The 25,915-nt window shown below is 43.8% G+C and carries 23 protein-coding genes and 1 other RNA gene; 16 read left to right on the top strand and 8 right to left on the bottom strand.

Features of this window, described 5'->3' with window-relative positions; translation table 11 throughout:
* The gene (locus DKT73_RS15455) at positions 1-4,818 is read right to left on the bottom strand and encodes an NAD-glutamate dehydrogenase (RefSeq protein WP_111639451.1); all 4,818 of its coding nucleotides are present in this window, start codon (positions 4,816-4,818) and stop codon (positions 1-3) included.
* 294 nt (positions 4,819-5,112) lie between these two features.
* Here DKT73_RS15455 and DKT73_RS15450 point away from each other — a divergent pair, with 294 nt between their 5' ends.
* The 5 genes from DKT73_RS15450 (at position 5,113) to DKT73_RS15430 (ending at position 9,448) form a co-directional block, all read left to right on the top strand.
* Positions 5,113-6,144 carry a GlxA family transcriptional regulator gene (locus tag DKT73_RS15450; protein ID WP_111639450.1) on the top strand — a complete coding sequence of 344 codons (1,032 nt, stop codon included), beginning with the start codon at positions 5,113-5,115 and terminating at the stop codon, positions 6,142-6,144.
* 150 nt (positions 6,145-6,294) lie between these two features.
* Positions 6,295-7,062, top strand: coding sequence for an ABC transporter ATP-binding protein (locus tag DKT73_RS15445; RefSeq protein ID WP_111639449.1), 768 nt, complete (start codon positions 6,295-6,297; stop codon positions 7,060-7,062).
* A 74-nt stretch (positions 7,063-7,136) separates the two neighbouring features.
* On the top strand, positions 7,137-7,895 hold the full coding sequence (locus DKT73_RS15440) for a transporter substrate-binding domain-containing protein (protein ID WP_111639448.1): 759 nt from the start codon (positions 7,137-7,139) through the stop codon (positions 7,893-7,895).
* A gap of 149 nt (positions 7,896-8,044) precedes the next feature.
* Positions 8,045-8,734 (top strand): ABC transporter permease, encoded by a 690-nt coding sequence (locus tag DKT73_RS15435; RefSeq protein ID WP_111639447.1) that lies wholly within the window; start codon positions 8,045-8,047, stop codon positions 8,732-8,734.
* 3 nt (positions 8,735-8,737) lie between these two features.
* Positions 8,738-9,448: an ABC transporter permease gene (locus tag DKT73_RS15430; RefSeq protein ID WP_111639446.1), complete on the top strand. Its 711-nt coding sequence runs from the start codon at positions 8,738-8,740 to the stop codon at positions 9,446-9,448.
* A gap of 84 nt (positions 9,449-9,532) precedes the next feature.
* Here DKT73_RS15430 and DKT73_RS15425 read toward each other — a convergent pair whose 3' ends face one another.
* Positions 9,533-9,871, bottom strand: a complete 339-nt coding sequence (locus DKT73_RS15425; protein WP_111607907.1) for a P-II family nitrogen regulator — start codon at positions 9,869-9,871, stop codon at positions 9,533-9,535.
* A 137-nt stretch (positions 9,872-10,008) separates the two neighbouring features.
* Between DKT73_RS15425 and DKT73_RS15420 the strand changes: the two genes are divergently transcribed.
* A complete protein-coding gene (locus DKT73_RS15420; RefSeq protein WP_111639445.1) occupies positions 10,009-10,377 on the top strand; it encodes a hypothetical protein in 369 nt (122 codons plus the stop codon).
* Positions 10,378-10,439: 62 nt separating this feature from the next.
* Here the strand turns inward: DKT73_RS15420 and hemE are convergent, their stop codons facing one another.
* The 3 genes from hemE to DKT73_RS15405 form a co-directional block, all read right to left on the bottom strand.
* Positions 10,440-11,540 carry a uroporphyrinogen decarboxylase gene (gene hemE, locus DKT73_RS15415; RefSeq protein ID WP_111639444.1) on the bottom strand — a complete coding sequence of 367 codons (1,101 nt, stop codon included), beginning with the start codon at positions 11,538-11,540 and terminating at the stop codon, positions 10,440-10,442.
* A gap of 153 nt (positions 11,541-11,693) precedes the next feature.
* Positions 11,694-12,437 (bottom strand): DUF2927 domain-containing protein, encoded by a 744-nt coding sequence (locus DKT73_RS15410; RefSeq protein ID WP_232827898.1) that lies wholly within the window; start codon positions 12,435-12,437, stop codon positions 11,694-11,696.
* 22 nt (positions 12,438-12,459) lie between these two features.
* The gene (locus DKT73_RS15405; RefSeq protein ID WP_111639442.1) at positions 12,460-12,996 is read right to left on the bottom strand and encodes an NUDIX hydrolase; all 537 of its coding nucleotides are present in this window, start codon (positions 12,994-12,996) and stop codon (positions 12,460-12,462) included.
* Between the two features lie 240 nt (positions 12,997-13,236).
* Here DKT73_RS15405 and astE point away from each other — a divergent pair, with 240 nt between their 5' ends.
* From astE to traF (DKT73_RS15365), 8 genes are all read left to right on the top strand, one after another.
* On the top strand, positions 13,237-14,253 hold the full coding sequence (gene astE / locus DKT73_RS15400) for a succinylglutamate desuccinylase (protein WP_111639441.1): 1,017 nt from the start codon (positions 13,237-13,239) through the stop codon (positions 14,251-14,253).
* A gap of 105 nt (positions 14,254-14,358) precedes the next feature.
* Positions 14,359-15,333, top strand: coding sequence for a zinc ABC transporter substrate-binding protein ZnuA (znuA, locus tag DKT73_RS15395; RefSeq protein ID WP_111639440.1), 975 nt, complete (start codon positions 14,359-14,361; stop codon positions 15,331-15,333).
* Between the two features lie 118 nt (positions 15,334-15,451).
* Positions 15,452-16,426 (top strand): KpsF/GutQ family sugar-phosphate isomerase, encoded by a 975-nt coding sequence (locus DKT73_RS15390; protein WP_198666640.1) that lies wholly within the window; start codon positions 15,452-15,454, stop codon positions 16,424-16,426.
* 118 nt (positions 16,427-16,544) lie between these two features.
* Entirely contained in the window at positions 16,545-17,411 is an 867-nt protein-coding gene (gene kdsA, locus DKT73_RS15385; protein ID WP_111639438.1) for a 3-deoxy-8-phosphooctulonate synthase, read from the top strand.
* 3 nt (positions 17,412-17,414) lie between these two features.
* Entirely contained in the window at positions 17,415-17,996 is a 582-nt protein-coding gene (locus tag DKT73_RS15380; protein ID WP_111639437.1) for a KdsC family phosphatase, read from the top strand.
* Positions 17,996-18,814, top strand: coding sequence for a 3-deoxy-manno-octulosonate cytidylyltransferase (gene kdsB / locus DKT73_RS15375; protein WP_111639436.1), 819 nt, complete (start codon positions 17,996-17,998; stop codon positions 18,812-18,814). The genes DKT73_RS15380 and kdsB overlap by 1 nt, the downstream gene beginning before the upstream one ends.
* A gap of 312 nt (positions 18,815-19,126) precedes the next feature.
* Entirely contained in the window at positions 19,127-20,374 is a 1,248-nt protein-coding gene (traF, locus tag DKT73_RS15370; protein ID WP_157959195.1) for a conjugal transfer protein TraF, read from the top strand.
* Between the two features lie 117 nt (positions 20,375-20,491).
* Positions 20,492-21,904 carry a conjugal transfer protein TraF gene (gene traF, locus DKT73_RS15365; RefSeq protein WP_111639434.1) on the top strand — a complete coding sequence of 471 codons (1,413 nt, stop codon included), beginning with the start codon at positions 20,492-20,494 and terminating at the stop codon, positions 21,902-21,904.
* 22 nt (positions 21,905-21,926) lie between these two features.
* Here the strand turns inward: traF (DKT73_RS15365) and DKT73_RS15360 are convergent, their stop codons facing one another.
* From DKT73_RS15360 to DKT73_RS15350, 3 genes are all read right to left on the bottom strand, one after another.
* Positions 21,927-22,511, bottom strand: coding sequence for a 5-formyltetrahydrofolate cyclo-ligase (locus DKT73_RS15360; RefSeq protein WP_111639433.1), 585 nt, complete (start codon positions 22,509-22,511; stop codon positions 21,927-21,929).
* A gap of 4 nt (positions 22,512-22,515) precedes the next feature.
* Positions 22,516-22,693, bottom strand: a non-coding RNA gene (ssrS, locus tag DKT73_RS15355) — 6S RNA.
* A 129-nt stretch (positions 22,694-22,822) separates the two neighbouring features.
* Positions 22,823-23,122 (bottom strand): cell division protein ZapA, encoded by a 300-nt coding sequence (locus DKT73_RS15350; RefSeq protein ID WP_111639432.1) that lies wholly within the window; start codon positions 23,120-23,122, stop codon positions 22,823-22,825.
* Positions 23,123-23,266: 144 nt separating this feature from the next.
* Between DKT73_RS15350 and prfB the strand changes: the two genes are divergently transcribed.
* A protein-coding gene (prfB, locus tag DKT73_RS15345; protein WP_111639431.1) for a peptide chain release factor 2 occupies positions 23,267-24,362 on the top strand; the annotation gives its coding sequence in 2 pieces (ribosomal slippage) (positions 23,267-23,338 and positions 23,340-24,362; 1,095 coding nt in all).
* Positions 24,363-24,407: 45 nt separating this feature from the next.
* Positions 24,408-25,910, top strand: coding sequence for a lysine--tRNA ligase (gene lysS / locus DKT73_RS15340; RefSeq protein WP_111639430.1), 1,503 nt, complete (start codon positions 24,408-24,410; stop codon positions 25,908-25,910).
* Positions 25,911-25,915 lie beyond the last annotated feature (5 nt).

Here is a 25,915-nt window from a genome sequence, read left to right as displayed (position 1 = left end):
TTATATCAGATTTCTCAACTCACGAATAGCAACAGTGATCATCGCAAGTGTGAATTCACTTTCGGTTTTAATTTCGCTAAAAGTGGCACGGTAATGCTTGATACTGTCATTGTTTGATTCACGCCAATGCGTCAGACGTTGCTCCAGTTTCTTAATGTCCGCACTGGATTGAATGACTTCTTGGGTGAGCGTTCGTAGGCTGTTATCAATTTCATCGCCAAGCCCGCCTTTTGCACGACGTTGCCACACATCATCGGCGGATAATTCACTGACTTTGTGACGCAACCAATGCAACTCTAGGTCCATTTCAAGGGCAAAGTAAGTTTGAGCAACATCCAGCACTTCGGTTTCGGTGTTTGCCGCGACACGAATAATGTCTAGTCCATAGAAGAGGTAGTGAAGAGACGATAATCTCTCTGCTATCTCGACTGGGATATTGTGTTCGACAAGACGCGTCGTAATGTCAGCCAAATGCGCTTGGCTGGATTCTGTCAAAATGGCCTGCATATTGGCTCTAATGACTTCCACACCCGGTTTGTAAGCGTCTTTCAAGCGTTGGATGGACAAACTTTCGCGAGTGTTGCGCAATAGCCAAAGCGTCGCTCGCTCTAGTAGTCCTTGAATCCGAATCAGTAAGCCGTTTAAAACCGAGTTTTCGACGGTAAAGTCCAAACTATTGACGGCGTCCCATAGTGCAGGGATACCAAAAATATCTTCTGCTGCCATGTAGGCGCGAACCACATTCAAAGACGACGCGCTGGTTTCCTCTTGCATGTAGGTGCTAAAGGTGGGTCCCATGCGATTGCCAAGATTGTTGGTTACATGCCCCGCAATGATTTCTTGAATCAGTGGGTGCGACGCCATTTGTCCGCCAAAATGCTTGGTCAACTGGGTTGGGAAGTATTCGTTGATCTGCGTTGTCAAATCCACATCTTCGCCAATGCCATCTTCGACCAATTGCTCAGAGAGCTTAATTTTTGAATAAGCCAGCAGTACAGAAATTTCAGGGCGTGTTAAGCCTTGTCCTTTGTTTAGACGTTTTTTGATCTGTGCGTCACTTGGCAAATATTCAATCTCGCGGTTTAGGCGACCTTCGCGTACCAAAGATTGAATCAAACGCCAGTGATCGGCCAAGCGTTCTGGTGCCTGCGCATTGGCTAAAGACAATAGATGGCTTTGACCGCGGTTATGGCGTAACACGAGGTTACCGACTTCATCGGTCATCTCTGCCAATAGGCTGTTACGTTGTTTTTCGGTTAAGTCACCGCTTTCAACGACACGGTTTAACAGGATCTTGATGTTGACTTCATGATCCGAGCTGTCTACCCCTGCTGAGTTGTCAATCGCATCGGTACTGATCAAGCCGCCTTTTTGCGCAAACTCAATTCGACCTAACTGTGTTAATCCTAAGTTACCGCCCTCTGCAACAATTTTGCAGCGCAGTTCTTTACCATTTACGCGCAGTCCGTTATTTGCGCTGTCTCCAACATCTGCATGAGACTCTGTTTCTGATTTTACGTAAGTGCCGATGCCGCCGTTCCAAAGTAAGTCGACCGGCGCTTTTAAAATGGCGTTGATAAGATCGGTGGGTGCCATGGATTTAACATTGCCTTCAATGCCCAGCGCTTTACGAATGTCAGCATTAATAGGAATGGATTTCGCAGAGCGATTAAAGATACCACCGCCTTTCGAAATAAGGTCTTTATTGTAATCTTCCCAAGAAGAGCGAGGTAGCTTGAACATGCGCTCACGTTCCACGAAAGAGGTGGCTGCATCAGGTGTTGGGTCGATGAAAATGTGCATGTGGTTAAAAGCAGCAACCAACTGAATGTGTTTAGACAACAGCATGCCGTTACCAAATACGTCGCCAGCCATGTCGCCAATGCCCACTGCGGTGAAGTCTGTTGTTTGGCAGTTAATGCCAATCTCTTTGAACTGACGTTTCACCGATTCCCAAGCGCCACGTGCGGTGATGCCCATTTTCTTGTGGTCGTAACCGTTTGAACCACCTGAAGCAAAAGCATCGCCTAGCCAGAAGCCATATTTCGCCGAAATACTGTTTGCTAAGTCTGAGAAGGTCGCTGTGCCTTTATCTGCCGCCACAACCAAGTATGGGTCGTCTTCGTCGTAACGAAGCACAGATAATGGGGGCACCACTTCGTTCTTGATTAGGTTGTCAGTAATGTCTAGTAAACCACTGATAAACGTGGTGTAGCAGTGGACAACTTCTGCCTGAACTTCTTCACGGGAAGCGTTCTTTTTCAGTTGCTTGGCAACGAAGCCACCCTTAGCACCAGAAGGAACGATAACCGCGTTTTTCACCATTTGCGCCTTGACGAGGCCAAGTACTTCTGTACGGAAGTCTTCCATACGATCAGACCAGCGCAGACCGCCACGAGCTACTTTACCACCACGCATGTGGATACCTTCGACCCACGGCGCATAGACGAAAATTTCGAATTTCGGGCGTGGTAGAGGAACGGCTGGAATTAATGATGGATCCAGTTTGAAAGACACATAGTCTTTGATTTCACCTTCTGCGCCAGCTTGATAAAAGTTGGTGCGCAACATGGCCTGAATCACAGATAAGTAGTGCTTAAGAATGCGGTCTTCATCCAAATTCGCAACTTGATCCAATTCTAGATCAATTTTTTCCAGTAGTTTTTGCACTTTTTCGTCGCGTTTTGCTTCTTGACTCGGATCAAAGCGTTGTTCAAAAAGTTGTACCAGTAAGCGAGCGATGCCCGCATTTTTCTCTAGCGTCTGTTGCATATATTGCAAAGAGAAAGGGACTTGTAACTGCATCAAGTACTTGGTTAGCGCGCGTAGCATGGTGACTTGGCGCCATGTTAGGGATGCACTAAGAACAAGGGCGTTAAAACGGTCGTTTTCAACACGGCGACGGAAGACTTGGTTAAAGGCGTCTTGGAATGCTTCGCGTTGAGTGTTTTTCTCAAGATTTACATCGGCATCCACACTGATGGCAAATTCCACAACCCATGTGTTGGTCGTGCCATCACCGTTTTGATCCAATTCGTAAGGGCGGGCTTCTAGCACCCGTAATCCCATGTATTCTAAGATAGGCAATACATCAGATAGCACTAGCGTCGTGCCTGCACCATAGACTTTGAAGAAGTAATTATTTTTTGCCTGTCCAACTTGGCGGTAAATATGTGTAGACGTGTCGCCTTCACCCGCTAATTGACTTAAACGCTCAATGTCTAATACTGCTGCATTTGGAGAAAAATCTTCCCTGTAAGCCGCTGGCAAATACGCTACATAATCATTAAATAAGCGGTTGCCATTTTCTTCACCATGGCTCTTATGGAGCGCATTGAGTAATTTGTCTTCCCATGAACTCATTGCGTCTTGCATCTTACGTTGAATGTCTTCTACGTCGATGCTTGGGCTCTGGCTAGGGTCGGCTATCTGAATAGTGAAGTTGACTCGAGCCAAAACAAGCTGCGAGAACTGTACATTGAATTCAGAACTGGTGCCATTGCAAGCGTTCATTAGAATGTCTTGCATTTTGATGCGCAATTCTGTGTTGTAACGGTCTCTCGGTACGTATACCAAGGCATTCAAAAAGCGACCGTAAATATCTTTACGCAGGAAAACACGCAATTGACGACGTTCTTGAATGGCCAGAATGCTTTCGATCGTGACAAACAGCTCGTCGACCGGTGCTTGTAACATCTCATCACGAGGGTAGCTGTTTAAAATGTGCTTGAGATTTTTGCCTTTATGACTGTTTGGATCTACATTGGCTTTTTCAACAATGACATTGAGTTTTTTGCGCAGTAAGGGAATGTCTTGCAAGCGTGCAATGTAAGCCGCAGATGAATACAAACCAAAGAAACGCCATTCGCCAATGACATTGCCTTTTTTATCGAAGCGTTTAATACCAAGGTAGTCAAGGTGAACCGGACGATGAACGGTTGATACTGCCGTAGATTTGGTCAGTATTAAAATGTTATTGCTGTCAACGGCAAGTTTGGCAAGATTGTTTTCTAATACAATATCGCGTTTGACTTTTTTATCGTTGATGTCGCGGAACGTCCCTAAACCAGACCCTTCGACTAATTTAAGGTGGGTCTCATTGTCTTCCACGGCGAGATCGTATGCACGAAAGCCAATAAAGGTGAAATGATCATTTTCTACCCAACGTAAGAAATCTAGGATTTCCTGATGTTCTTCATTGCCTTTTAAATGAGCTAATTGTTCAGACTCTTTGATGATGTCATTCAATCGCGCTTTCATTGTAGGCCAGTCAGCGACGGTTTTCTTCACATCGACTAAGCTGTTAAGCAGTTCTTCTTTTATTTTATCCAGCAAATTAATGTCGGATAAGCGGTCGATTTCAAACCGCATGAGGGCTTCATGTGTTTTAGACTCAAGGTTAATGCCTTGTAGTTCGCCTTTTTTATTACGTTCAACTGGCACCACTGGGTGAGAGGTCATATGAATGGTGTGGCCAAGGCGAACGAGTGCCATGTTAAAAGACGACACAAGGAAAGGCATGTCGTCTGTTAAAATTTCAATGACAGTATGAGTCGACTGCCAGCTGTGCTCTTCATAATTTGGATTGTAAACGCGCACTTTTGGCTGATTAATGGGGCGTTGTTGCAAAAAATCCCACAAACAGACGATGGTACCATATAGGTTCTCAATAGATTCATTGACCAGATCTTCCGTTAGAGAGTCCTGAAAGTAGAGGTGGGCAAGTTGAATCAGGTTGTTGGCTTCGGTCGCATTGAAGTGTTCGTTTATTTCTACTTCGACGCGTTCGATTAGTTCGCTTTTTTTATGGTCAGTCATTAGAACTCATCCCTCGTTGTGGTGTTCTTAATTAAAGCTAGTTGTAATGCAGTTTTACGGAAGTACAAGGTTCGGACTCTGAATAAGATTATTATGAAAAATTCACTCCTTTGATAGTTGTTAACTTATCTAATTGCGACATATTGTTATGATGTCTGGTTAATTGGGCTAAAAAAGTCTTGCTCAAGACGAAAAAAACCTTTGTTATCCATTTTAAACGAAATAAACTCCTTTTTTGTCTATAGTTCGCAGGATAATATTTTGTACAAGACTGAATTCGCATCAAGAGAAATCATGCAGGCGAGTAAAAAGCCCTTAAAATATGGTTTTTTGCTTTTGCCGCACTATTCTATGTTAGGTTTTTCTTCCGCCATTGAAACCTTGCACATGGCGAACTGGGTGACAGGAAAAGAACTTTATTCTTTCTGCACTATTAGTCATGAAGAAAAACAAACCCCTTCAAATACGGGGGTTACAACCGTATCTGACTATCTAACAAGTGATGCTCCGAGCGATTTGGACGCCATTTTTGTGTGTGGCGCCTCACCTGTGATAAAAAACGAAAGTGAGACTTTAGAAAATTGGATAAAGAAACAGGCTAAAAGACGGGTTGCTTTAGGAGGCGTGTGTACAGGAAGTTACTTATTAGCAAAAGCTGGCTTGCTAAATGGTTACCGTGCAACGATTCATTGGCGTAGTTTGGCGAATTTACGTGATGAGTTTCTACAGACGATTGTTTCAAATCACCTTTTTGAAGTCGATCGAGATCGTTATACTTGTAGCGGAGGCACCGCCGCGATGGATATGATGCTTTTTTTGATTGGTAAGCAGCATGGTATGTCTCTAGCGAGTAGCATTTCAGAACAGTTTGTTTGTGAGCGTATTCGCACACACGAAGATCCGCAAAGAATCCCTTTGCAGGCTAGGATTGGAACTGGACAACCAAAGCTAGTAGAGGCGGTACAACTGATGGAGGCCAATATTCAAGAGCCCTTGTCTTCAGATGACATTGCTTTCCATGTTGGTGTCTCTAGACGGCATTTAGAGCGGCTGTTTAAAAGCAATTTGGACATTGTTCCGTCACGGTATTACCTAGAATTACGTTTGCAACACGCTAAACAGTTGATTATTCAGACAGACAAAAGTATTACTGAGGTCGGAATGGCCTGCGGATTTGGTTCTGCGCCCCATTTTAGTACTACTTATAAAGGTTTTTTTGGCATCACGCCTCGTGAAGAACGTAATACAATTTATAAAAAAATGCATAATAAACCCTCAGAGACTGTCCAAATAGACAAGAAAAAGAGGCAGCTATGGAAAAAGTAACTTAAAATATGGGTGAATTATTCTTGGCGTGATTATTGTATTCTTTTTGTGGGTGTAAGTTGCTTGCGTTTAGTGTTAAAGGGATTATCGAATACGTTGTGTAGTTTACGTCAAAAATAATAAGTTCATAACATGAAAAAGGTAGAAAACATGTCGAAAGTCCCGGCGTTAGAGCTCATCGATATTCACAAAACGTTTGGCGATATTGAGGTGTTAAAAGGCATTTCCCTAAAAGCCTATGACGGTGATGTCATCTCCATTCTTGGATCCAGTGGATCAGGCAAAAGTACCTTCTTACGTTGCATCAACATGCTTGAAAACCCGACTCGTGGTGAAATTGTCTTCAATGGCAACAAACTTGACCTGATACAAGGTGAATCGGATTTAGTGGCCAACAATATGAAGCAGCTTACCCAGATGCGCCAACAAATTGGTTTTGTTTTTCAAAGTTTTAATTTGTGGCCACACATGACAATTTTGCAAAACGTCATGGAAGGGCCGCTTCATGTGTTAAAACGCCCAAAACAAGAAGTGGCTGAGTACGCGGAGCATTTGTTGCGCAAAGTTGGCATCGCTGAGAAAAAAAATATGTACCCTAATCAGTTATCTGGTGGGCAGCAACAGCGTGTCGCTATTGCAAGAACATTAGCGATGGATCCTCAGGTCATCTTATTTGATGAGCCAACGTCTGCATTGGATCCGGAGTTAGTGGGGGAGGTGCTAGGGGTGATGCGTAACTTGGCAGAAGAAGGACGTACTATGCTCATTGTGACCCATGAAATGAACTTTGCTCGTGAAGTCTCCAGTGATGTTGTTTTTCTTCATCAGGGTATAGTGGAAGAAAAGGGCACACCAAGTCAGGTCTTTAGTGCGCCAAAATCAGAGCGTTGCAAGGCGTTTTTATCCAGTGTGTTTTAGGGCACATTTGGTTAGTTAAGACATTATAAAAAAGCAAAAACGATCAAATAAACAAATATTCCAAGGGGATTATAATGAAATTAAAAAAAGTAGTGTTAGGTTCTGCGTTGTTGTTAACCGCTGCATTATCATCGGTTTCTGTGCAGGCGGCTGATAAGGTGCGTTTTGTGACGGAAGGCGCTTGGGCACCGTTTAACTTTATTGATGAAGCTGGAAAACCTCAGGGTTTTGATGTGGATATCGCTCGTGCCTTATGTGCAAAGATGGCGGCAGATTGTGAAATTTTAACTCAGGATTGGGATGGTTTGATTCCAGGTCTGAAAGTGCGTAAGTTCGACGCTATTATTGCCTCTATGTCGATTACTGAAGACCGTTTGAAAGTGGTTGATTTCACTAACAAATATTACTCTGGTGGTTTGCGCTTCATGGGGCGTGTAGGAGACAATTTCGACTTAAGCAATCTTTCTGGCAAAACCATTGGTGCGCAGCGTGCAACATTAGGCGCGCAATACCTAGAAGACAATTTCACTGGGAAAGCGGACCTTAAATTTTACGATAACCAAGACAATGTTTATTTGGATTTAGTCGCGGGTCGCTTAGACATCGTTTTATCTGATGAGCTACCAACTTATAACTGGTTGAAAACATCTGAAAGTGGTGCCAAGTTTGAATTCAAAGGCGATGCCTTTATGAAGACAGACAACATTGGTATCGCGGTTCGTAAAGGGGATGACAAGCTGAAAGAAAAACTGAACAAAGCGCTTGATCAGATCTTAGCAGATGGTACTTATCAGAAGATTAACGCTAAGTACTTCCCGTTTTCTATCTACTAAGTTGACTGGATAAGTGACGGTCCCAGCGCATGGATTATCTGTTAAGCCATGCGTGGACTTTTTGATCTGGTTATAGAGTTGATATTTCTTACAGCCTATCGACATTGTATGTCGATAGGCTGATGTTAAGCTTAGTCTGAGAAAAAACTATGATTGATCTTCATGGCTTTGGTGATCAGCTGCTACAAGGTGCTATTGTGACCTTAGAGCTGGCAATGTGTTCGCTGTTTGTTGGCTTGATTCTAGGATTATTAGGCGCCTCTGCTAAATTATCCTCTTTCAAAGTACTCAGGTGGATTGCTCATGGCTATACCACCATTATTCGTGGCATTCCCGAGCTCCTCACCGTGCTTATCATCTACTTTGGTGCAACCAGCGTTTTGATGGCCATAGCTGGGATGTTTGGTTACGACGAATACATTGAGGTTGGTGCATTCGCAGCGGGTGTTACGGCGCTTGGTTTGACTTTTGGTGCCTATGCAACAGAGGTCTTTCGTGGCGCATTACAATCTATTCCAAAAGGTCAGCATGAAGCGGCGATTGCTTTAGGAATGGGGCCGATTCGAAAATTTTATCGAATTATTTTGCCGCAGGTATGGCGAATTGCGTTACCTGGGCTGGGGAATTTATTCTTGGTCTTGCTAAAAGATACCGCATTGGTGTCTGTTGTGGGCTTGGACGATATTATGCGTAAGGCGAATATTGCTGTCAGCAGTACCAAGGAGGCGTTTCTGTTTTATTTGGTGGCGGCTTTCATGTACTTAGCGTTGACCATTATTTCGATGGTATTCGTTTCTTATTTGGAAAAACGTGCAAGCCGTGGCTTAGCGAGGGGATAAAGTATGGATTTTTCGGTTGTTGTTGAATACTTCCCTCGCCTGCTTGAAGGGGCTTGGGTCAGTATTCAATTAGTGATGATCTCCATCGTGCTTGGTGGGATTTTTGCTTTGCCTATTGCGTTGGCGCGCATCTCTCCAGTGGCTTGGATTAGAGCAATTCCCTTTGCCTATATCTTTTTCTTCCGTGGTACTCCACTGTTGGTGCAGATCTTTTTGGTCTACTACGGTGCTTCACAATTTGATGTCGTTCGTGAAAGTGTCTTGTGGCCGATTCTAAAAGAGCCATATTGGTGTGCGATCATTGCTTTTACCTTAAACACGTCCGCTTATACCGCTGAAATTTTCCGTGGTGCAATACAGGCTATTCCTCAAGGAGAGGTCGAGGCTTGTAAAGTCATAGGCATGACCAAAACGCAGATGTACCGTCGAGTTTTATTGCCGCGCGCGTTTGGCATCGTATTGCCAGCCTATGGTAATGAAATCATTTTGATGCTTAAGGGCAGTGCATTGGCGAGTACTATTACCATTTTAGATCTCACTGGTATGGCGAGAACCATTATCGCCAGAACGTATACGCCAATGGAAATATTCTTGGCGGCAGGTGCTATTTATTTGGTCATTAGTATTGTGATCATTGCCATTTTTCGTCAAATAGAGCAACGTCAGAATCGTTATCTTGGTACTTTATCGATCAAAGTTCCAGACAAAGGTTAGTTGGTGATGGCTATCCAATAAAAAAGAGGCATCGGCCTCTTTTTTATTGGATAGCGCTAATGCTGCTGAGCAGCATTCATAGGGCTAGATTGCATCCGCGCCTGTTTCACCAGTACGAATACGAATGATTTGCTCAAGAGCAGTAACGAAAATTTTGCCATCGCCAATTTTGCCCGTGTTCGCGCTGTGCTGAATCGCTTCAATAGCGCGCTCTACTTGGTCGGTTTCAACCGCGAGCTCTAGTTTTACTTTTGGTAAAAAATCGACCACATATTCTGCACCACGGTATAGTTCTGTATGGCCTCGTTGGCGCCCAAATCCCTTCACTTCGGTGACGGTAATGCCGTTAATCCCAATTTCAGACAGTGCCTCACGCACCTCATCCAGTTTAAAAGGCTTAACAATCGCCGTAATTAATTTCATGTTTCTTCTCCATACGAATAAAGCATTATTTAATCTAAAAATACCACTCTATTGTAAAAGTCGCCACAGGCTAGAGGGTTATGATCTACATTTAATAATGGTTTGAGTGTGATTGCATCTAAATAGGAGGGCTTGAGATGAAAAAAATAATATCGAGCGAGCAGTTTATGGACAAATCAGCGTCATTCTTCGCTGATATCGCGCATGTATTGTCAACCAAAGTCGGCATTCGTCTATCCAGTGTGTCAATGCCCCAGAATGTGGCGTGTTATCAGGTAAGGGGGACGAAACGCCATTTGATGCTGCGGCTGGTGTTGATTCCCCTATCAACAGGCAGAATGTTGGCAAGGCTGTCTTGGCTTGATTGTCGAGGTGTTGACCATGTTTGCTGCTATATCAATGAGTCATTTGAGTGCTTGATGATGGCCTCTGATGGCCGTTGGAAGAAGCAAAAGAAAAGTGCGGAATTGTTATGTCTGCAAGGCCTAGAACCTTTGGTGGCATGATTGATTGAGCTTGGAGCCAAGTGTTGCCATTGGCTCCAAGCTCAATTGGGACGGTTTATTTGTTAAAGACCATTTAATGCGTCCAAATCATCGTATTGAGGTTCGTGATATTTTCTTCCAAGTGTGTGTACGGCATCGATCAAATATTTTGGATGATCAGGGTGTACGAATTGATGAATACCATGACCAAGGTTAAAGACGTGGCCACTGCCAGTACCAAATCCGGATAGGACGTTTTCTACTTCATGCTCGATAACGTCTTTGCCTGCATAGAGTACACAAGGATCAATGTTGCCTTGTAAAGCCACGCTGTGACCAACGCGGGCACGTGCTTCTGCGATGTCTGTCGTCCAATCTAAACCCAGAGCATCTGGTCCTGTGGCCGCCATATTCTCCAACCACTGACCACCGTTTTTTGTGAATAGGATAACAGGAATTCTTTTCCCTTCATGGACTCGGATAAGGCCATCCAAAATTTGTTTCATATAGAGCAGTGAGAACTGCTGGTACATAGGGCCACTTAGAACGCCGCCCCAAGTATCAAAGATTTGTAAGGCTTGTGCGCCGGCCAATATTTGGCCGTTTAAATACGCTGTAACGGATTTTGCCAGCTTGTTCAATAATGCGTGTAAGGTTTCAGGTGAACGGTACATCATGGCTTTAATATGACGGAAGTCTTTGCTAGAACCGCCCTCTACCATATAAGTTGCCAGCGTCCATGGGCTACCAGAAAAGCCAATCAGCGGCACATGCCCATTAAGTGCATGGCGAATGGTTGTTACCGCCTTCATGACATAATCTAAGTCGTTCGCTTGAGTAATTGGGATGGCATCGACATCGGCTTTGCTGCGAATTGTATGTCTAAACTTGGGGCCTTCTCCTGTCTCAAAATATAATCCTAAGCCCATTGCATCTGGAATGGTTAATATGTCGGAGAATAAAATCGCCGCATCTAAGTCATAGCGCTCAAGTGGTTGTAGAGTGACTTCGCACGCGAATGCATCGTTTTTACAAAGGCTCAAAAAATCGCCAGCGGTCGCGCGGCTAGCACGATACTCTGGTAGGTAACGTCCGGCCTGTCTCATCATCCATACAGGGGTAGTATCGACAGGTTGTTTGAGTAATGCGCGCAAAAAGCGATCATTTTTGAGCTCAGGAAACATTAGTACTCTCCAGTGTAAATTTTCAGTTGACGCATTTTACCTAACTTGAGTAGGAAAAGCAGAGTGAATAAGCACAATTTATGAGAAGGTAGGCTAAAAGGCCAATATTATTGATCTATCGCAGGATTTGTCGAAGACTATGTGCAGTAGATATTAATCGCCTAGGTAGGTTTTTAAACTGTTTTTTTGTACGCGTTGCACCGCATTTTCTATGTCTTTATTGGCATGCAGCTCGGCTAAAACTTTGGCGAATGCTGCCTTTGTTTGTGCGACATCCATGCCGGGCTTAAGATGAGGAGAGTACAGTGCTTTCAGTAATAAATAATCCAATGGGCTAAGGTAAGTATCTACACTGACATCATTAAAGACAGATGGGAAAACATCGTTAGAGTCGTTAGGAAGACCCAGTAGTTGTGTGATTTCTTCTACAATACAATCTAAAAAGCGTGCTTTTGTGCGTGCATAGTCGACAGGGATAATAATACTGCCCTTGGTTATCTCGAATTGGCTATTGCGACTAAAATTGCCTAAGCAAATGGCCTCGTCGAGTGCTTTACGAATTTTTTCTGGATCACCGATATACTGCCGTACTTTGTTTTCCATGTTGTCGTAAGACGTAAAAATGACAAAAATATTGGCCTGTTCAGGTGATGTCGTAAAATCAATGGTTAAGCCAGTTATTTGGGCGAGATGCTGAGCATGGACACTGAGCAGTTCTTTTTGCAGGCTGGCGTCACCTTGGTCGCTTTCAAAAAATAGCTTAATAGGTTTATGCCAACGTATCAGTTTTGGATGTTTGGTCTCTTTGTATTCGCGTTCTAAGGCAATTTTTATGAAGCTTTCTTGTATGTAGTCATCCTGTTGCCAACGCTCTTGCCCGAAAGAGCAAGAGGCCATACAAAAAACCAACAGGCTAATGCTATAGCGGATCGTTGTCTTTAGGCTGAGTAAGCTTATGAGCATAATGGCGAAGTGCTTCCAATGAGTCTGGTGTGAATAAAAGATTATTTCTATTGTTCAAAATGTCGTCAATAGTCATCTCATGTACAGAAGCAACTTCCTTAGGTTGTAAAGTCAGTTCGCCGTGTATCGCTTTATCATAGTGACAGGTGTAAATTTTGCCCCAAATCTTAAAGCCTTGCCCTTCTGTAAAGAAGATGCCTTGGCTTTTGAGTGGCGCATCAAAGCCTAATTCTTCTTGTAGTTCTCTATGAGCCGATTCTATGTAAGATTCGTCCTTTTCAACCACGCCGCCTGTTGTAATGCCGTAATAACCCGGACAGAAAGCTTTGTCATCGGTGCGTTTTTGAACTAGTAGATTGCCTTTGGTGTTGAACACCAGTATGTAGGTAACACGATGGTAATCTCTGCCAAAGTTCATTAGGTGTCGTGGTACATCGCCAATAATGGTGTTGTTTTGGTCGACTAAGATAATGACTTCGTCATTTTCGGGCATAAAATACTCAATTTAATTGTGAAACTGGTCTAAAACGAAAGGGTATCGGCATTTCTTCTGAAAGAAAAGACTTCTTGTTTATTAATGGTCGAATGGATCACTAAGTAAGCCAGTTACGACAGTCATTTATCTTAAAAGCGACCTATTTTTTTGTTTTCCACTCGTCTCCGTAAAAGATGAGCGTCCATCATTAGAAAAGCGGTATGATGATTTTATTTACAGCTTTATTGGATGGCGAAAATGACCATTTTAAATCATGACTTTTTGGCGTTAACACTGTCGAACCCCAATGGTATATCACCTTTTCAGTTTACTTTTCCCAGTGGCATTGGTGTGGTGGAAGAGACTGGAATTTTAAGACTTGAGCCAAATCAGGCCAGTAAGGTGAGTTTGGTTTTATCGGTTGGTATTCATGGTAATGAAACAGGGCCGATAGAGTTAATCAATAAGCTGGTAAAAGCCATTTTAACTGGCAAGTTAACACTCGCAATTCGTCTGTTAGTGGTCATAGGCAATCCTGTCGCTGCGAATGCGACGAAACGTTTTTGTGACGTCAATTTGAATCGTTTATTCAACGGTGCTTGGCGGAATTATGAGGGTTTTGAAGCGAAAAGAGCCCAGCGACTCGAAAAAGCCGTGAGTGATTTTTATGCGTTGGCATCGACCGACAGTGATCAGGTAAGGTTACATTATGATTTGCATACTGCGATTCGTGGTTCGATGCATGAAAAGTTTGTGGTTTATCCATTTGTCGAAAATGCGCACTACAGTCAACAGCAATTGGCTTTTTTTGCGGCCAGTGAGATAGAAGCGGTGCTTTTATCCCATCAACCGACAACGACGTTTTCTTACTATAGTCACTTTGTGCATGCTGCGCATGCTTTTACGGTGGAGCTGGGTAAAGTGTATCCATTTGGGCAGAATGATTTGTCTCGTTTTGCCGCTTTAGAGAAAAACCTAGTTCAATTACTGGAAGAGGGGGATTTGGCTCAGTCACCCTTATCTTCATTGCATGTCTTTATGGTATTAGATGCGCTTGTTAAAGACGATGACAGTTATGAATTAAACATTGATCAGGATGCGAAAAACTTTACTCAATTTGTCGAGGATTATCGTTTAGCGCATTCGCAAAAAAGTCTATATCGAATCAAGCAGACAGGGGATGCGATTGTCTTTCCGAATACCAATATTCCGGTCGGACAGAGAGCGGGTTTAGTTGTGCGAGCAGTCTCGGTAGACGCGTTGTCGTTAATCTAAAGAGGTGTTATTGCGTTTAGATACTAAAGAGATTTAGGGGGCCCCCTTGAATCTCTTTTTTTTATGTCGTATTGTTACGTTATAACGTTTATATGGTATTGAAAAATGAATAAAGTATTTCTTGCGCTAGGTGTGTCTGTATTATCGCCTTTGGCTTTAGCCAAACCTGTTATTGCTACCAGTATTAAGCCTGTTTCTATGGTTGTTGCTGCGATTGCGGGTGATAAAGCGGACATTCAACAAATTGTTTCAAGTACTGCGTCACCCCATGACTTTGCGATGCGCCCTTCAGACTTAAAGAAAATTACCGATGCTGATACCGTGGTGTGGGTAGGGGAAGCCTTAGAGAAGTTTTTAGAAAAGCCGCTTGAAAACGCAGGTAAAGAAAGCAACGCCATTGAATGGCTTGCCTTGGAAGGAATGCAGCTGCACAACTTTGCAGAAGAGCATCACCACGAAGAGCATGGCGATCATGAGCATCACGAAGAGCATCACGAAGAGCATGACGATCACGAGCATCATGATGATCATGATGATCATGAAGGTCACGAAGGACATGACCATTCAGGTATCGACCCACATGTTTGGTTATCACCAGATAACGCTCTAGTGCTGGCAAAAGCCGTGACAAATCGTTTGGTTTCTTTGGATGCTGCCAATGCCGAGTACTATAGAGATAATCTAGCGTCGTTTGAAAAAGGTCTGAGTGCCAAAGACGCAGAAATTCGTACTGCATTGAATAAGGTTAACAAAGTCCCTTATATCGTATTCCATGATGGCTATAGTTATTTCGAGCAGCATTACGGACTGCAAAACGTTGGTGAAATTACCGTCAGTCCAGAGCGCAAACCAGGGGCGAAGAAAGTAGCGGAAATCCGTCATGAAATTGAAGAAAACAAGGTTCAATGTGTTTTCAGTGAGCCGCAGTTTAGCCCAGCTATCGTGAAAACCTTGTTGGAAGGTTCTGACGTTAAAACCGCCCCTCTTGATCCGTTAGGCAGTCAGGTAAAAATGGGAACGAATGCGTATTTTTCTTTCCTCGACAGTTTGAGCGGTCAGTTTCTTAGCTGCTTAGGGTAATTATTTCCGCTTTCTGGTCGCTTGTCAGGGAGGAAAAATAGCTCTTTGATAGGCGACTTGCTTTCTCCTCTGTATAATGATGTCACTTTCCGATTATTACGCTGAGTTGAGAGGCTGTATGAGTGACCCGTCCATAAAGAGTATTCACTCCGATGTGCTCATTGAGAGTGCTCGACGTACTCTGTCTACCCAAGCCCAAGCTTTGGCTAACTTGGTTGATCAAGTAACCGAAGAATTCGCTAAAGCCGTTCGAATGATTTTAACCAGTAAAGGCCGCACGATCATTTGTGGTATGGGAAAATCTGGCTTAATAGGTAAGAAAATTGCCGCTACATTAGCGTCAACCGGCACGCCCAGTTTTTTCCTTCATCCTGGAGAAGCTTTTCACGGTGATCTGGGCATGATTCAGCCGGAAGATGTTTTAGTATTAATCAGTTTTTCGGGCGAAACAGAAGAGCTGATGCGCTTATTGCCTTCGTTAAAAAGCTTCGGTAATCCGAGCATTGCCATGGTGGGAAACACAGATTCCACCTTAGCGAAGCATTGTGATTGTGTTCTAGACCTTTCTATCGATAAAGAAACCTGCCCAAATAATCTTGCTCCAACTACGTCGACGACGATGACAACGGCTATGGGGGATGCTTTGGCGGTGGCATTGATGGAGTGTCGTAATTTTCAGCCACAAGACTTTGCTCGATTTCATCCTGGTGGCAGTCTAGGTCGTAAACTGCTGACTCGTGTAAAAGATCTTATGCACAAAGATAATTTGCCGATTTGCACACCAAATACCACTTTAAAAGATGCTATATCCGTTATGACCCACGGCAGAATGGGCGTCGTCTTAATTCAAGATGAGGGAAAATTATTAGGCATTTTCACCGATGGAGACTTACGCCGCGCTATGCTAAAAGAAAGCGAGGGCATGATACACAAAACCATGGCAAGCTTAATGACTCCCAATCCTAAAACCATTAATGAAAATGTGATGATAGTGCAAGCCGAAGAGCAAATGCTGCGCGATAAAATCACCTTGCTGGTCGTTGTGGACGATGCGAAAAATCTGTCTGGAATTTTAGAGATTTACGATCGATAAGTCATAAGGTGCCTTTGCAAGATTATAGTGCTTGTGGCATCGAATACAGTATCTGCCTTATTTATATCGCACGCTGACGCGTAAGTGTGCGTTAACTTAGATTAAAAATGGAGTTCTCATGACACAGTCATCTCAGGCATCAAAAATCATTAAAATTGGTAGCAAAATTGAAGTGGCTAACCATCTTCCTTTTGTGTTGTTCAGTGGCGTTAACGTATTGGAATCTCGCGATCTTGCTATGCGCGTCGCAGAAGAGCACGTGAAAGTGACCCAAGATTTGGGCATTCCTTATGTATTTAAAGGGTCTTTTGATAAAGCGAACCGCTCGTCCATAAACTCTTTCCGTGGCCCTGGCATGGAAGAAGGTTTAAAAATTCTGCAAGAGATAAAAGACACGTTTGGTGTGCCAGTGATTACCGATGTGCATGAAGCTTACCAGTGTGCGCCAGTCGCAGAGGTTGCGGATGTGATCCAGTTGCCCGCTTTTTTATCTCGTCAAACCGATTTGGTCATCGCGATGGCGAAAACAGGCGCCGTGATTAATATCAAAAAAGCCCAGTTTTTAGCGCCTCATGAAATGAAGCATATTCTGACAAAATGCCAAGAAGCGGGAAATGATCAACTTATGTTGTGTGAGCGTGGCACCATGATGGGGTATAACAACTTAGTCGTCGACATGCTTGGCTTTGGGGAAATGAAAAAGTTTGGTTTCCCTGTCATGTTTGACGTAACGCATTCTTTGCAGCGTCCTGGTGGTCGTGAAGATTCTGCGGATGGTCGCCGCGCTCAAGTGACCGAATTGGCTCGTGCCGGTATGTCTCTTGGCTTGTCTAGTTTGTTCTTAGAGACTCACCCAGATCCAAATAATGCTAAATGCGATGGTCCATGCGCTCTGCCTTTGGGTAAGCTTGCTCCATTTTTGAAACAAATGAAGCAGCTTGATGAGTTGGTGAAAACATTCGAAGAATTAGACACGAGCGCTTAATCAATGGATATGGCTTTTCTTTCTTCTTATCCCGTGCTGAATGACGATTTAAATTTGCTACCAAAATTACAATCTTTGAAGTTGGTGGTGTTCGATGTGGATGGTGTATTAACGGACGGTCGTCTTTTGTATACCGAGCAAGGTGAAAGCATAAAGCGCTTCAACGTTAAAGATGGCGTAGCGATGAAGTTGTTGCCAAAGTGGGGGATACAAGTCGCTGTGATCACAGCAAAAGATTCGCTGCCACTGAGACGACGGATGGAAGAGCTAAAAGTGACGCATTTTTACCCGGGTTGTCACAATAAAGCCGCTGCATTTAATGAGTTGATAGAGCAGTTGGGCATTCTCTCAGAAGAAGCCGCCTACGTTGGCGATGATGTGATTGATCTTCAGGTCATGCCAAACGTTGGTGTGGCGTTATGTCCAGCCGATGCGCACATTGTCGTGCAGCGTCATTGCCCAATTATACTCAGTAAAGCGGCTGGAGAAGGTGTGGCGCGTGAGGTAGCGGATATGGTATTAGCCTCTCGAATGTCTTTGGAACAAGCCTATGAATTGGCGCAAAAACCGGAGTTTGAAAAATAATGACTGACTCTTTACATGCAATAGCTGGTACTGCAACGCTACCGGATTTCCACATAGTGATTCCGGCTCGCTACGCTTCTCAGCGTTTTCCACAAAAGCTGATGGCAGACCTGGGTGGCAAACCCGTATTACAGTGGGTTTATGAATTGGCCCTAAAGGCGGGTGCGCAATCGGTTACCGTCGCCACCGATCACGAGATTATTGAGCAAGCGGCCTTGGCATTTGGCGCGTCGGTTGTCATGACGCGTGATGATCACGAAAATGGCACGGAACGATTGGCGGAAGTGGCCGCAAAAAAGGGGTGGCAAGGTGATGAAATTGTCGTCAACGTACAAGGTGATGAGCCTTTTTTGCCCGTTAACTTGATTCATTCCAGCGTAATTGCATTAAACCAAGATAAAGAAGCGGAAATGGCCACTGTGGCGTGTGCGATTGACCAGCTGGAAGATTTTTTTAATCCTAACGTTGTGAAAGTAGTGTGTGATGAGAAGCAGCGTGCGCTGTATTTTAGTCGCTCCCCTATGCCTTGGGATAGAGATGGCTTTGCTAGTAACCTTGATCGTTCGGGGTTTTTGCCTATTGATTTCCCCGCTCTTCGTCACATAGGTTTGTATGTCTATCGAGCCAGTTTGTTAGCCAAATACGCTGATCTGCCTATGTCACCATTAGAGCGCTGGGAAAAGCTTGAACAGCTGCGTTTTTTGCATCAAGGCATCAAGGTTCAGGTTGCGCTCGCGGATAGTTTGCCTACCCATGGTGTGGATACGCCTGAGGACTTGGAAAAACTTCGTCACCAGTTGTCTCTGGACGTCAATTAACACGCAACTGTAAATACAATGCTTCTAAAGTGGCAAACACCCTTTCTGTTTGCCATTTTTTATGTGCAATTAATGTGCATAAAATTCATTATTCTGTTTGTTTTTATATCTTATATTCTCCAAAAAACACTCTCATCTCGAAATTTTTCTCTTTTTTAAACGTCCTTTTTGTTCTTATGGTTTTTTTTGATTTTATCGATGAAAAAAATGCATTGAAAATGTATGGAATGTGTAAGAAATAGTCTTATAATTTGCTATATTGAGATAAGTTATCTTACCGTTGTTTATGTTTGTTTTGTGAGGGATTCCATTATGAAAAAAATTGCTATTTTTTCTACGAGTTTGTTGAGCTCTGCTGTGATGGCGGCAATGCCGGTTAATCAGCCTGTTGGTTCTAGTTTTACGTTAAGCAGCGCGCCAAACATCAGAGCGTTGTCGACAGCGCTTGGAAACCCTGCTGCGCCTTTTTTGATGGTAAATCAGGATGACAATGACAGTTTTCGTTTTGGCATTTTAGGCCCTCTGAGCGTGGGTGTTGAAATGGGTGATGTGAGTGATCTGGATGATCAAGTTGAGGAGATTGAAGATCTTATTGATAATGCCAATGCAACGAATGCGACGGCTAACAGAGATCGTGCGAACGATATCCTAAATGAAATAGGTGATAGTGCTTATTTGAAGATATCTGCCAGCATGCAAGTGCCTTTTATGCCGTTGATTTATAAGACTAAAAATAATGGGGCTTTTATGCTAGATGCCAGCCTTTCTGGTGTGGCGAAAGGAAGTTTGTTAGCAAGTGAAGTTGTTGAAAACGGTACCAATGATGGCTTGGAAACTGACTCTTCATTTTACGCTCAAACGGCTACAGATTTACAAATAGGCTTGGGTTACAGTCAATCAATGTGGCAAAACGATCATGGCATGTTGATAGGTGGAGTTAAAGCCAATTTGCATGATATCTCCATGGGGCGTGCGCTAGTGAAGCTTGATGACGAGAGTGTTGAAGCTAGCGATGCTATTTCCGATGCCATTTCCGATGATGCGGTAAGCAGTACTGGGGTCGGTATCGATTTAGGCGCATTATGGATCTCTAATAATTATCACGTCGGTGTGACGGTTGCCAATATTAATGAGCCAGAGTTCGATGGTGCATCAATTATTTCAAATGCTGCGTCGAATAAATATAATATCTCGGCAACGGATAAATACGTCATGGAAATGCAAACCACAATCGATGCGGCTGTATCGACCAAAGGCAAACAAGTGACATTAGGTCTGTCCTACGACACCAATGAAGTAAAAGATGCTGTGGGTGATGAATACCAATGGGCAGCGGCTTCTTTGTCTTACTACGGCGATTCACATTTCTTACCGGGCATTCGTGTTGGCTACCGTCAGAATATGGTCGGTACTGAACTTAGTTACGCTTCTCTTGGCTTAACATTTTTGAAACGACTTAACATTGACCTAGCTGTTGCGCTCGACACAGTGACAGATGAGGATGGCGATGAGTTGCCACGTGGTGGTTATTTCTCGATTGGTTACGATACAGCCTTTTAAAATTGTAAAGATTTAATAAAGAAAGCCGATGACTTTAAACGTCCTCGGCTTTTTTTATCTCAGCGATAGGCTTTTTAGCATGCAGGGCTGTGTTGTATTGATTATTGTGAGCAAAGCATGAAAAAGTATTTGATGGTTATTGGTTTAAGTGTATATAGCGTCTATTCAGCGGCGTCGATGAATGTGTATCAGCCTATTGGCTCGAGCATAGTGTTGGGAAATTACGGCAATCGTCATGCATTATCGACAGCAGCTGGTAACCCAGCGGCTTCCTATTTAATGGCAAATCTACAAGGTTTTCGGGTTAGTTTTTTAGGGCCAGTAGGGATTGCTGTTGAAGGGGGAGGAATCGATGATATAAATGATAGAGTCGATGAGCTTGAAGCCATTTTTGATGAAGACTTTACTTCCAGTATAGATGTCGAGGCGATTAAAACAGAAGCCCAGTCTGCTCCTGATCCGGATGCGTTTGTCGTCGCTAAGATTGATGAAGTGCTTGCGGACATTAATAGCTCTCTTGATTCCGCTGATGCCGTGATTTCTGATATTAGTCAAACCACTTATGTAAAATTTGCTACGACAGTTCAAGCGCCTTTTTTGCCTATTATTTATAAAACCAGACGTCGTGGTGTTTTTACGTTAGACGCGAGTGCGTCTCTGGTTGGCCGTGCCGATATATTGGCAGATAATTTAACCCTTACGGGCGTGGATGAGTTAGAGGCTGTGACCAGTGCGGCGGATCTTGATGGTGTTGATGTTAGCGGCGCTGATGTTGAATCGGATACTTCAGTCTATATGAAGAGGGCGTCGGATTATCATTTTAGTGTGGGTTACAGTGAAATGGTGTCTCGATCCGAAACCAGCGCTTTGATTGTTGGTGGTCGACTTAACTTTCATCGACTTGCTTTAGATCAAAAGCTGACAGTCCTGACAGAGGATGACGATTCCAGTGTTTCTTATAGTGATTTTTTCTTAAGCCGTGACTCTGTTTCGTCAGGTGTTTCGTTGGATTTGGGACTTATTTTAGCAGCACGTAATTTTCAATTGGGTGCTTCGATAGCAAACGTGAATGAGCCTGAGTTCGACTACAAAGGTTTGGTGAGTAACTGTACAGGTCTAGTTGGAGCCGATAAGACGAGTTGTGAGGCGGCTCTTAGGTTCGCAGGCGAAGGCGTTTTCTCGCTAAAGGAAACGTATAAGATGGAAGCGCAAATGACGGTCGATGCAGCGATTAAGAGTAAGGATCAGCATTTTTCTCTTGCTGGCTCTTATGATGTAAATGCTATTTCCGATCCGCTGGGCGATGAGTATCAGTGGGCGACAGTGTCTTTATCGTATTTTAGTGATAATTGGGTTTTACCAGGCATGCGTATTGGTTATCGAAAAAACCTAGTCGGTAGCGAGTTAAATTATTACACAGCGGGCCTAACGTTTTATCGACGCTTGGATGTTGATGTTGCCTACGCGCCCGAAAACGATGAAGGTAATAGCGGCGCATTTGTGTCGGTTGGTTATAGTTTTGTGTTTTAACTTATCAGTAATCATTTAGCCCCTATACTATAACCACCTTATTTGGTGTAAGTATGGCTTGTAAAGGAACATCCCAGCCCTCGATTGGCAGGCTTTTTACTTCTTGGCAATCGTGCGCTAAACCGATTAGTTTGGGAGGGGTATTGACACTTTTATTGGCAAATGTTCTGTCGTAAAAGCCGCCTCCCATGCCAAGACGACCGCCTTGGCAATCGAACCCTACTAAAGGTAAGAGTACAACATCTAATTCATTGCCTGTTAAATATTCCGCTGTCATTGGCTCTTTGATGCCAAAGATATTTTCTTGCCAGATGCTGTCTGCGCTGTATCGTGCAAAGGCAAGTTGTTTCCCTTGGACAACAGGGAGGTATGTTTCAATGTTTTGTTGCCAGCAATACTCACATAAGATATGCGGAGAAATCTCGCCATCATTGCTTAGATATAAAGCAACGCGATTTATCTTGGTTAGATTGAGTGAAGAAAGTTGTTCTTTAAAGCCCTTCAGTAGCGCCATCGCAGCGTTAAGTTGCTCATCATCCGATAAGCTTCTTCTTGTTTGACGTAATTGACGTCTAAGGGTTTGTCTGGGGTCGAGATGAGAGGTCATAAAAGAGTTTCCCAAGTTGCCGTTTCGGCTATTGGCCTTGAACCCAGTGGTTCAAGGTGGAAAGAACTGTGACTTTTTAGGCTTTCCGACGCACGGACATGCACACCAAGCCAGCAGGCTCTTTCCGGGGTATTACTCATAGGCTCAAGGGCGTTAAGCCGCTTCGAACAACCCAGGAAACGAACTCCAGTATAGAGTAACTCAACAGAGAAATCACCCAATAGGCTAATTCGTTTTCTGTATTGTATGAAGAAAATTCGTGTTCTACGCTTGCAATCGAAAAAGTAGATCAAGGAATAAACCACGGATGTTTATTCATTAACCAATTTTGTTTCATGGGCTAATGCCGCATCAAGCTGCGACGTCAGTTCTCGCAACTGTTGCTCGTTAGAACGGGCGTATTTTCGGTTCGAAAGCATGTCGTGAGTAATATTCAATGCAGCGAGTACCGCTATTTTTTCAAGACCCACTACTTTTCCGCTGGCTTTGATTTCGCGCATTTGATTGTTTAAATATTCAGCGGCTTCTTTCAAATCCGGTTCATGCCCTTTTGGGCAATTTATCTTATAACTTTGTCCCAGTATGGCGACAGTAACCGTTGGTTTATCCATATTGACTCCATTTGATAGCAAGGCCCACAAAAAATGGTCTGTTTTTCCATCATTGGGTAGAGAATGGCATTTTATGCTGCGAGTAAATTCGTTACAATTCCGAATCATCTTTATTCACACTGTTTATAGCAAATTGACGCCAATATGGAAATAAACCCGATAGTTTCTAAGATCAAAGACCTTTCAGCTCGTGCTTTAACCCTTCGGGGGTATCTTTGACTACGAGTCAAAGAAAGAACGCTTAGAGGAAGTTAACCGTGAACTGGAAGATCCAAGCATTTGGAATAATCCAGAGTACGCTCAAAAACTTGGTAAAGAGCGCGCAGCGCTCGAAGCTGTTGTTGAAACGCTAGACAGCATGGAGTCTGGTCTAAGCGACTCTAAAGAGTTGTTAGACATTGCTGTAGAGGAAAATGACGAAGATTCCGTAGAAGCGGTTCAGTCTGAGCTAGAAGCGCTAGAAACGTTATTAGCTAAGTTAGAGTTCCGCCGCATGTTTTCCAAAGAAATGGACGAAAACAGTGCTTTCTTGGATATTCAGTCAGGTTCTGGTGGCACCGAAGCGCAAGATTGGGCCAATATCCTATTGCGTATGTATTTACGCTGGGGGGAAGACAAAGGCTTCAACGTTGAGTTGATGGAAGTGTCGGCAGGAGATGTCGCTGGAATAAAGTCTGCCACCATTCGTTTTGAAGGTGAGTATGCTTTTGGTTGGTTACGTACTGAAACGGGTGTACACCGTTTGGTTCGTAAATCTCCCTTTGATTCTGGTAACCGTCGTCATACCTCGTTTGCGTCTGTGTTTGTGTCTCCTGAAGTTGACGACAATGTAGACATCGAGATCAATCCGGCGGACATTCGGACTGACACGTATCGTTCTTCTGGAGCGGGTGGTCAGCACGTAAACACGACAGACTCTGCTGTGCGTATTACTCACGTGCCGACGGGCATTGTGGTGCAATGTCAAAATCAGCGTTCCCAACACGCTAACCGAGACTTTGCCATGAAACAACTTCGTGCCAAATTATACGAGTTTGAAATGATGAAGCGCAACGAAGCGGCTCAAGCCTTAGAAGATAGCAAATCTGATATCGGTTGGGGCAGTCAAATTCGTTCATACGTACTGGATGCATCGCGTATTAAGGATTTGCGTACGGGCGTGGAAACGTCCAACACTGGTGCCGTTTTGGATGGTAGTCTTGACCAGTTTATCGTGGCAAGTTTGAAACAAGGCCTATAACGCCGTTCCTTATTTAAAATATTGAAAAGAGTAGATAGCAAAATCATGGCTAACGAAAACAGCACAGAATCCACACTGCAATCTGATGACAATCGCCTAGTAGCCGAGCGTCGTGGTAAATTGGCCGCTATTCGTGCAGAACGAAATGCGTTTCCAAATACCTTTCGTCCTAATGCCTATGCCGCAGACCTTCAAGCGGAATTTGGCGAACTAGAAAAAGCTGAGTTAGAAGAGAAAGACCATAAAGTCAGCATTGCGGGTCGTATTATTCGTAATCGTGGTGCGTTCATGTTGTTGCAAGATATGACAGGTCAAATCCAAGCTTACGTCAATCGTAAAGCCTTGAGTCCTGAACTATTGGCAGATCAAAAAACGTGGGACTTGGGCGACATTATTGGCATTTCTGGTCCTGTGCATAAATCTGGCAAAGGCGACTTGTATATTGATATGCAAGAAGCGCAATTGCTAACCAAATCTCTACGACCATTACCAGACAAGCATCATGGTTTGTCTGACATGGAAATGCGTTACCGTCAGCGTTATGTTGATTTGATTGTAAACGAAGAGTCTCGTGAGACCTTTCAGATGCGTTCAAAAATTATCTCTACGATTCGTCGCTTCCTAGAAGACCGTCGTTTCATGGAGGTGGAAACACCCATGTTACAAACCATTCCTGGTGGTGCATCAGCACGTCCATTCGTGACTCATCATAATGCCATGGACATGAGTATGTACCTGCGTATTGCGCCAGAGCTTTATTTGAAGCGTTTGGTGGTCGGTGGTTTTGAGCGTGTGTTTGAGATTAACCGTAACTTCCGTAACGAAGGAACCTCGACTCGTCATAACCCAGAATTCACTATGATCGAATTCTACCAAGCCTATGCTGATTACAATGACATGATGGATTTGACCGAAGACATGTTGCGAACTGTGGCAGAAAAAGTCTTGGGTAAGACTACGGTCACTTATCAGGGTTCTGAGTACGATTTCGGTGCACCGTTTGTTCGCATGACCATGCTGGATTCTATCCTTCACTACAATCCAGAGTTGAAAGCGGAAGATTTGGCAACCTTGGAGAGTGCAACGGCCGTTGCGAAGAAACTGAAAATCGATGTGAAGCCTATTTGGGGCTTAGGTAAGCTTTGGACGGAAATCTTCGAAGAAACCGCCGAGCATAAACTGGATCAACCAACCTTCATTACTGAATACCCAGCGGAAGTATCGCCACTTGCCCGTCGTAATGACGATAATGACTTCATCACTGATCGTTTTGAATTCTTCGTGGGTGGTCGTGAAATTGCTAACGGTTTCTCTGAGCTTAACGATCCAGAAGACCAAGCTGAGCGCTTCATGCGTCAGGTTGCAGAAAAAGACGCGGGTGATGATGAAGCCATGCATTACGATGCTGACTACATCAATGCCCTAGAATACGGCCTACCACCGACCGCTGGTGAAGGTATCGGTATCGACCGTTTGGTGATGTTATTCACTAATGCGCCTTCGATCCGCGACGTATTGTTGTTCCCACATATGCGCCCACAAGATTAATCTTT

This window comes from Marinomonas shanghaiensis (assembly GCF_003259175.1).
Taxonomy (GTDB): domain Bacteria; phylum Pseudomonadota; class Gammaproteobacteria; order Pseudomonadales; family Marinomonadaceae; genus Marinomonas; species Marinomonas shanghaiensis.
Note: the sequence above shows the minus strand (reverse complement) of the source record. Positions and strands in the feature narration are given on the sequence as shown.

Bases quoted from the DNA above. Each gene is read 5' to 3' on its own strand.
- DKT73_RS15405 (WP_111639442.1), bottom strand. From the start codon at position 12,996: ATGCCCGAAAATGACGAAGTCATTATCTTAGTCGACCAAAACAACACC.
- znuA (WP_111639440.1), top strand. From the start codon at position 14,359: ATGAATAAAGTATTTCTTGCGCTAGGTGTGTCTGTATTATCGCCTTTG.
- DKT73_RS15445 (WP_111639449.1), top strand. From the start codon at position 6,295: ATGTCGAAAGTCCCGGCGTTAGAGCTCATCGATATTCACAAAACGTTT.
- lysS (WP_111639430.1), top strand. From the start codon at position 24,408: ATGGCTAACGAAAACAGCACAGAATCCACACTGCAATCTGATGACAAT.
- kdsA (WP_111639438.1), top strand. From the start codon at position 16,545: ATGACACAGTCATCTCAGGCATCAAAAATCATTAAAATTGGTAGCAAA.
- DKT73_RS15435 (WP_111639447.1), top strand. From the start codon at position 8,045: ATGATTGATCTTCATGGCTTTGGTGATCAGCTGCTACAAGGTGCTATT.
- DKT73_RS15380 (WP_111639437.1), top strand. From the start codon at position 17,415: ATGGATATGGCTTTTCTTTCTTCTTATCCCGTGCTGAATGACGATTTA.
- DKT73_RS15450 (WP_111639450.1), top strand. From the start codon at position 5,113: ATGCAGGCGAGTAAAAAGCCCTTAAAATATGGTTTTTTGCTTTTGCCG.
- DKT73_RS15390 (WP_198666640.1), top strand. From the start codon at position 15,452: ATGAGTGACCCGTCCATAAAGAGTATTCACTCCGATGTGCTCATTGAG.
- DKT73_RS15410 (WP_232827898.1), bottom strand. From the start codon at position 12,437: ATGGCCTCTTGCTCTTTCGGGCAAGAGCGTTGGCAACAGGATGACTAC.
- DKT73_RS15430 (WP_111639446.1), top strand. From the start codon at position 8,738: ATGGATTTTTCGGTTGTTGTTGAATACTTCCCTCGCCTGCTTGAAGGG.
- DKT73_RS15350 (WP_111639432.1), bottom strand. From the start codon at position 23,122: ATGGATAAACCAACGGTTACTGTCGCCATACTGGGACAAAGTTATAAG.
- DKT73_RS15440 (WP_111639448.1), top strand. From the start codon at position 7,137: ATGAAATTAAAAAAAGTAGTGTTAGGTTCTGCGTTGTTGTTAACCGCT.
- DKT73_RS15360 (WP_111639433.1), bottom strand. From the start codon at position 22,511: ATGACCTCTCATCTCGACCCCAGACAAACCCTTAGACGTCAATTACGT.
- DKT73_RS15420 (WP_111639445.1), top strand. From the start codon at position 10,009: ATGAAAAAAATAATATCGAGCGAGCAGTTTATGGACAAATCAGCGTCA.
- DKT73_RS15425 (WP_111607907.1), bottom strand. From the start codon at position 9,871: ATGAAATTAATTACGGCGATTGTTAAGCCTTTTAAACTGGATGAGGTG.
- hemE (WP_111639444.1), bottom strand. From the start codon at position 11,540: ATGTTTCCTGAGCTCAAAAATGATCGCTTTTTGCGCGCATTACTCAAA.
- DKT73_RS15455 (WP_111639451.1), bottom strand. From the start codon at position 4,818: ATGACTGACCATAAAAAAAGCGAACTAATCGAACGCGTCGAAGTAGAA.
- kdsB (WP_111639436.1), top strand. From the start codon at position 17,996: ATGACTGACTCTTTACATGCAATAGCTGGTACTGCAACGCTACCGGAT.
- astE (WP_111639441.1), top strand. From the start codon at position 13,237: ATGACCATTTTAAATCATGACTTTTTGGCGTTAACACTGTCGAACCCC.
- traF (WP_157959195.1), top strand. From the start codon at position 19,127: ATGAAAAAAATTGCTATTTTTTCTACGAGTTTGTTGAGCTCTGCTGTG.
- traF (WP_111639434.1), top strand. From the start codon at position 20,492: ATGAAAAAGTATTTGATGGTTATTGGTTTAAGTGTATATAGCGTCTAT.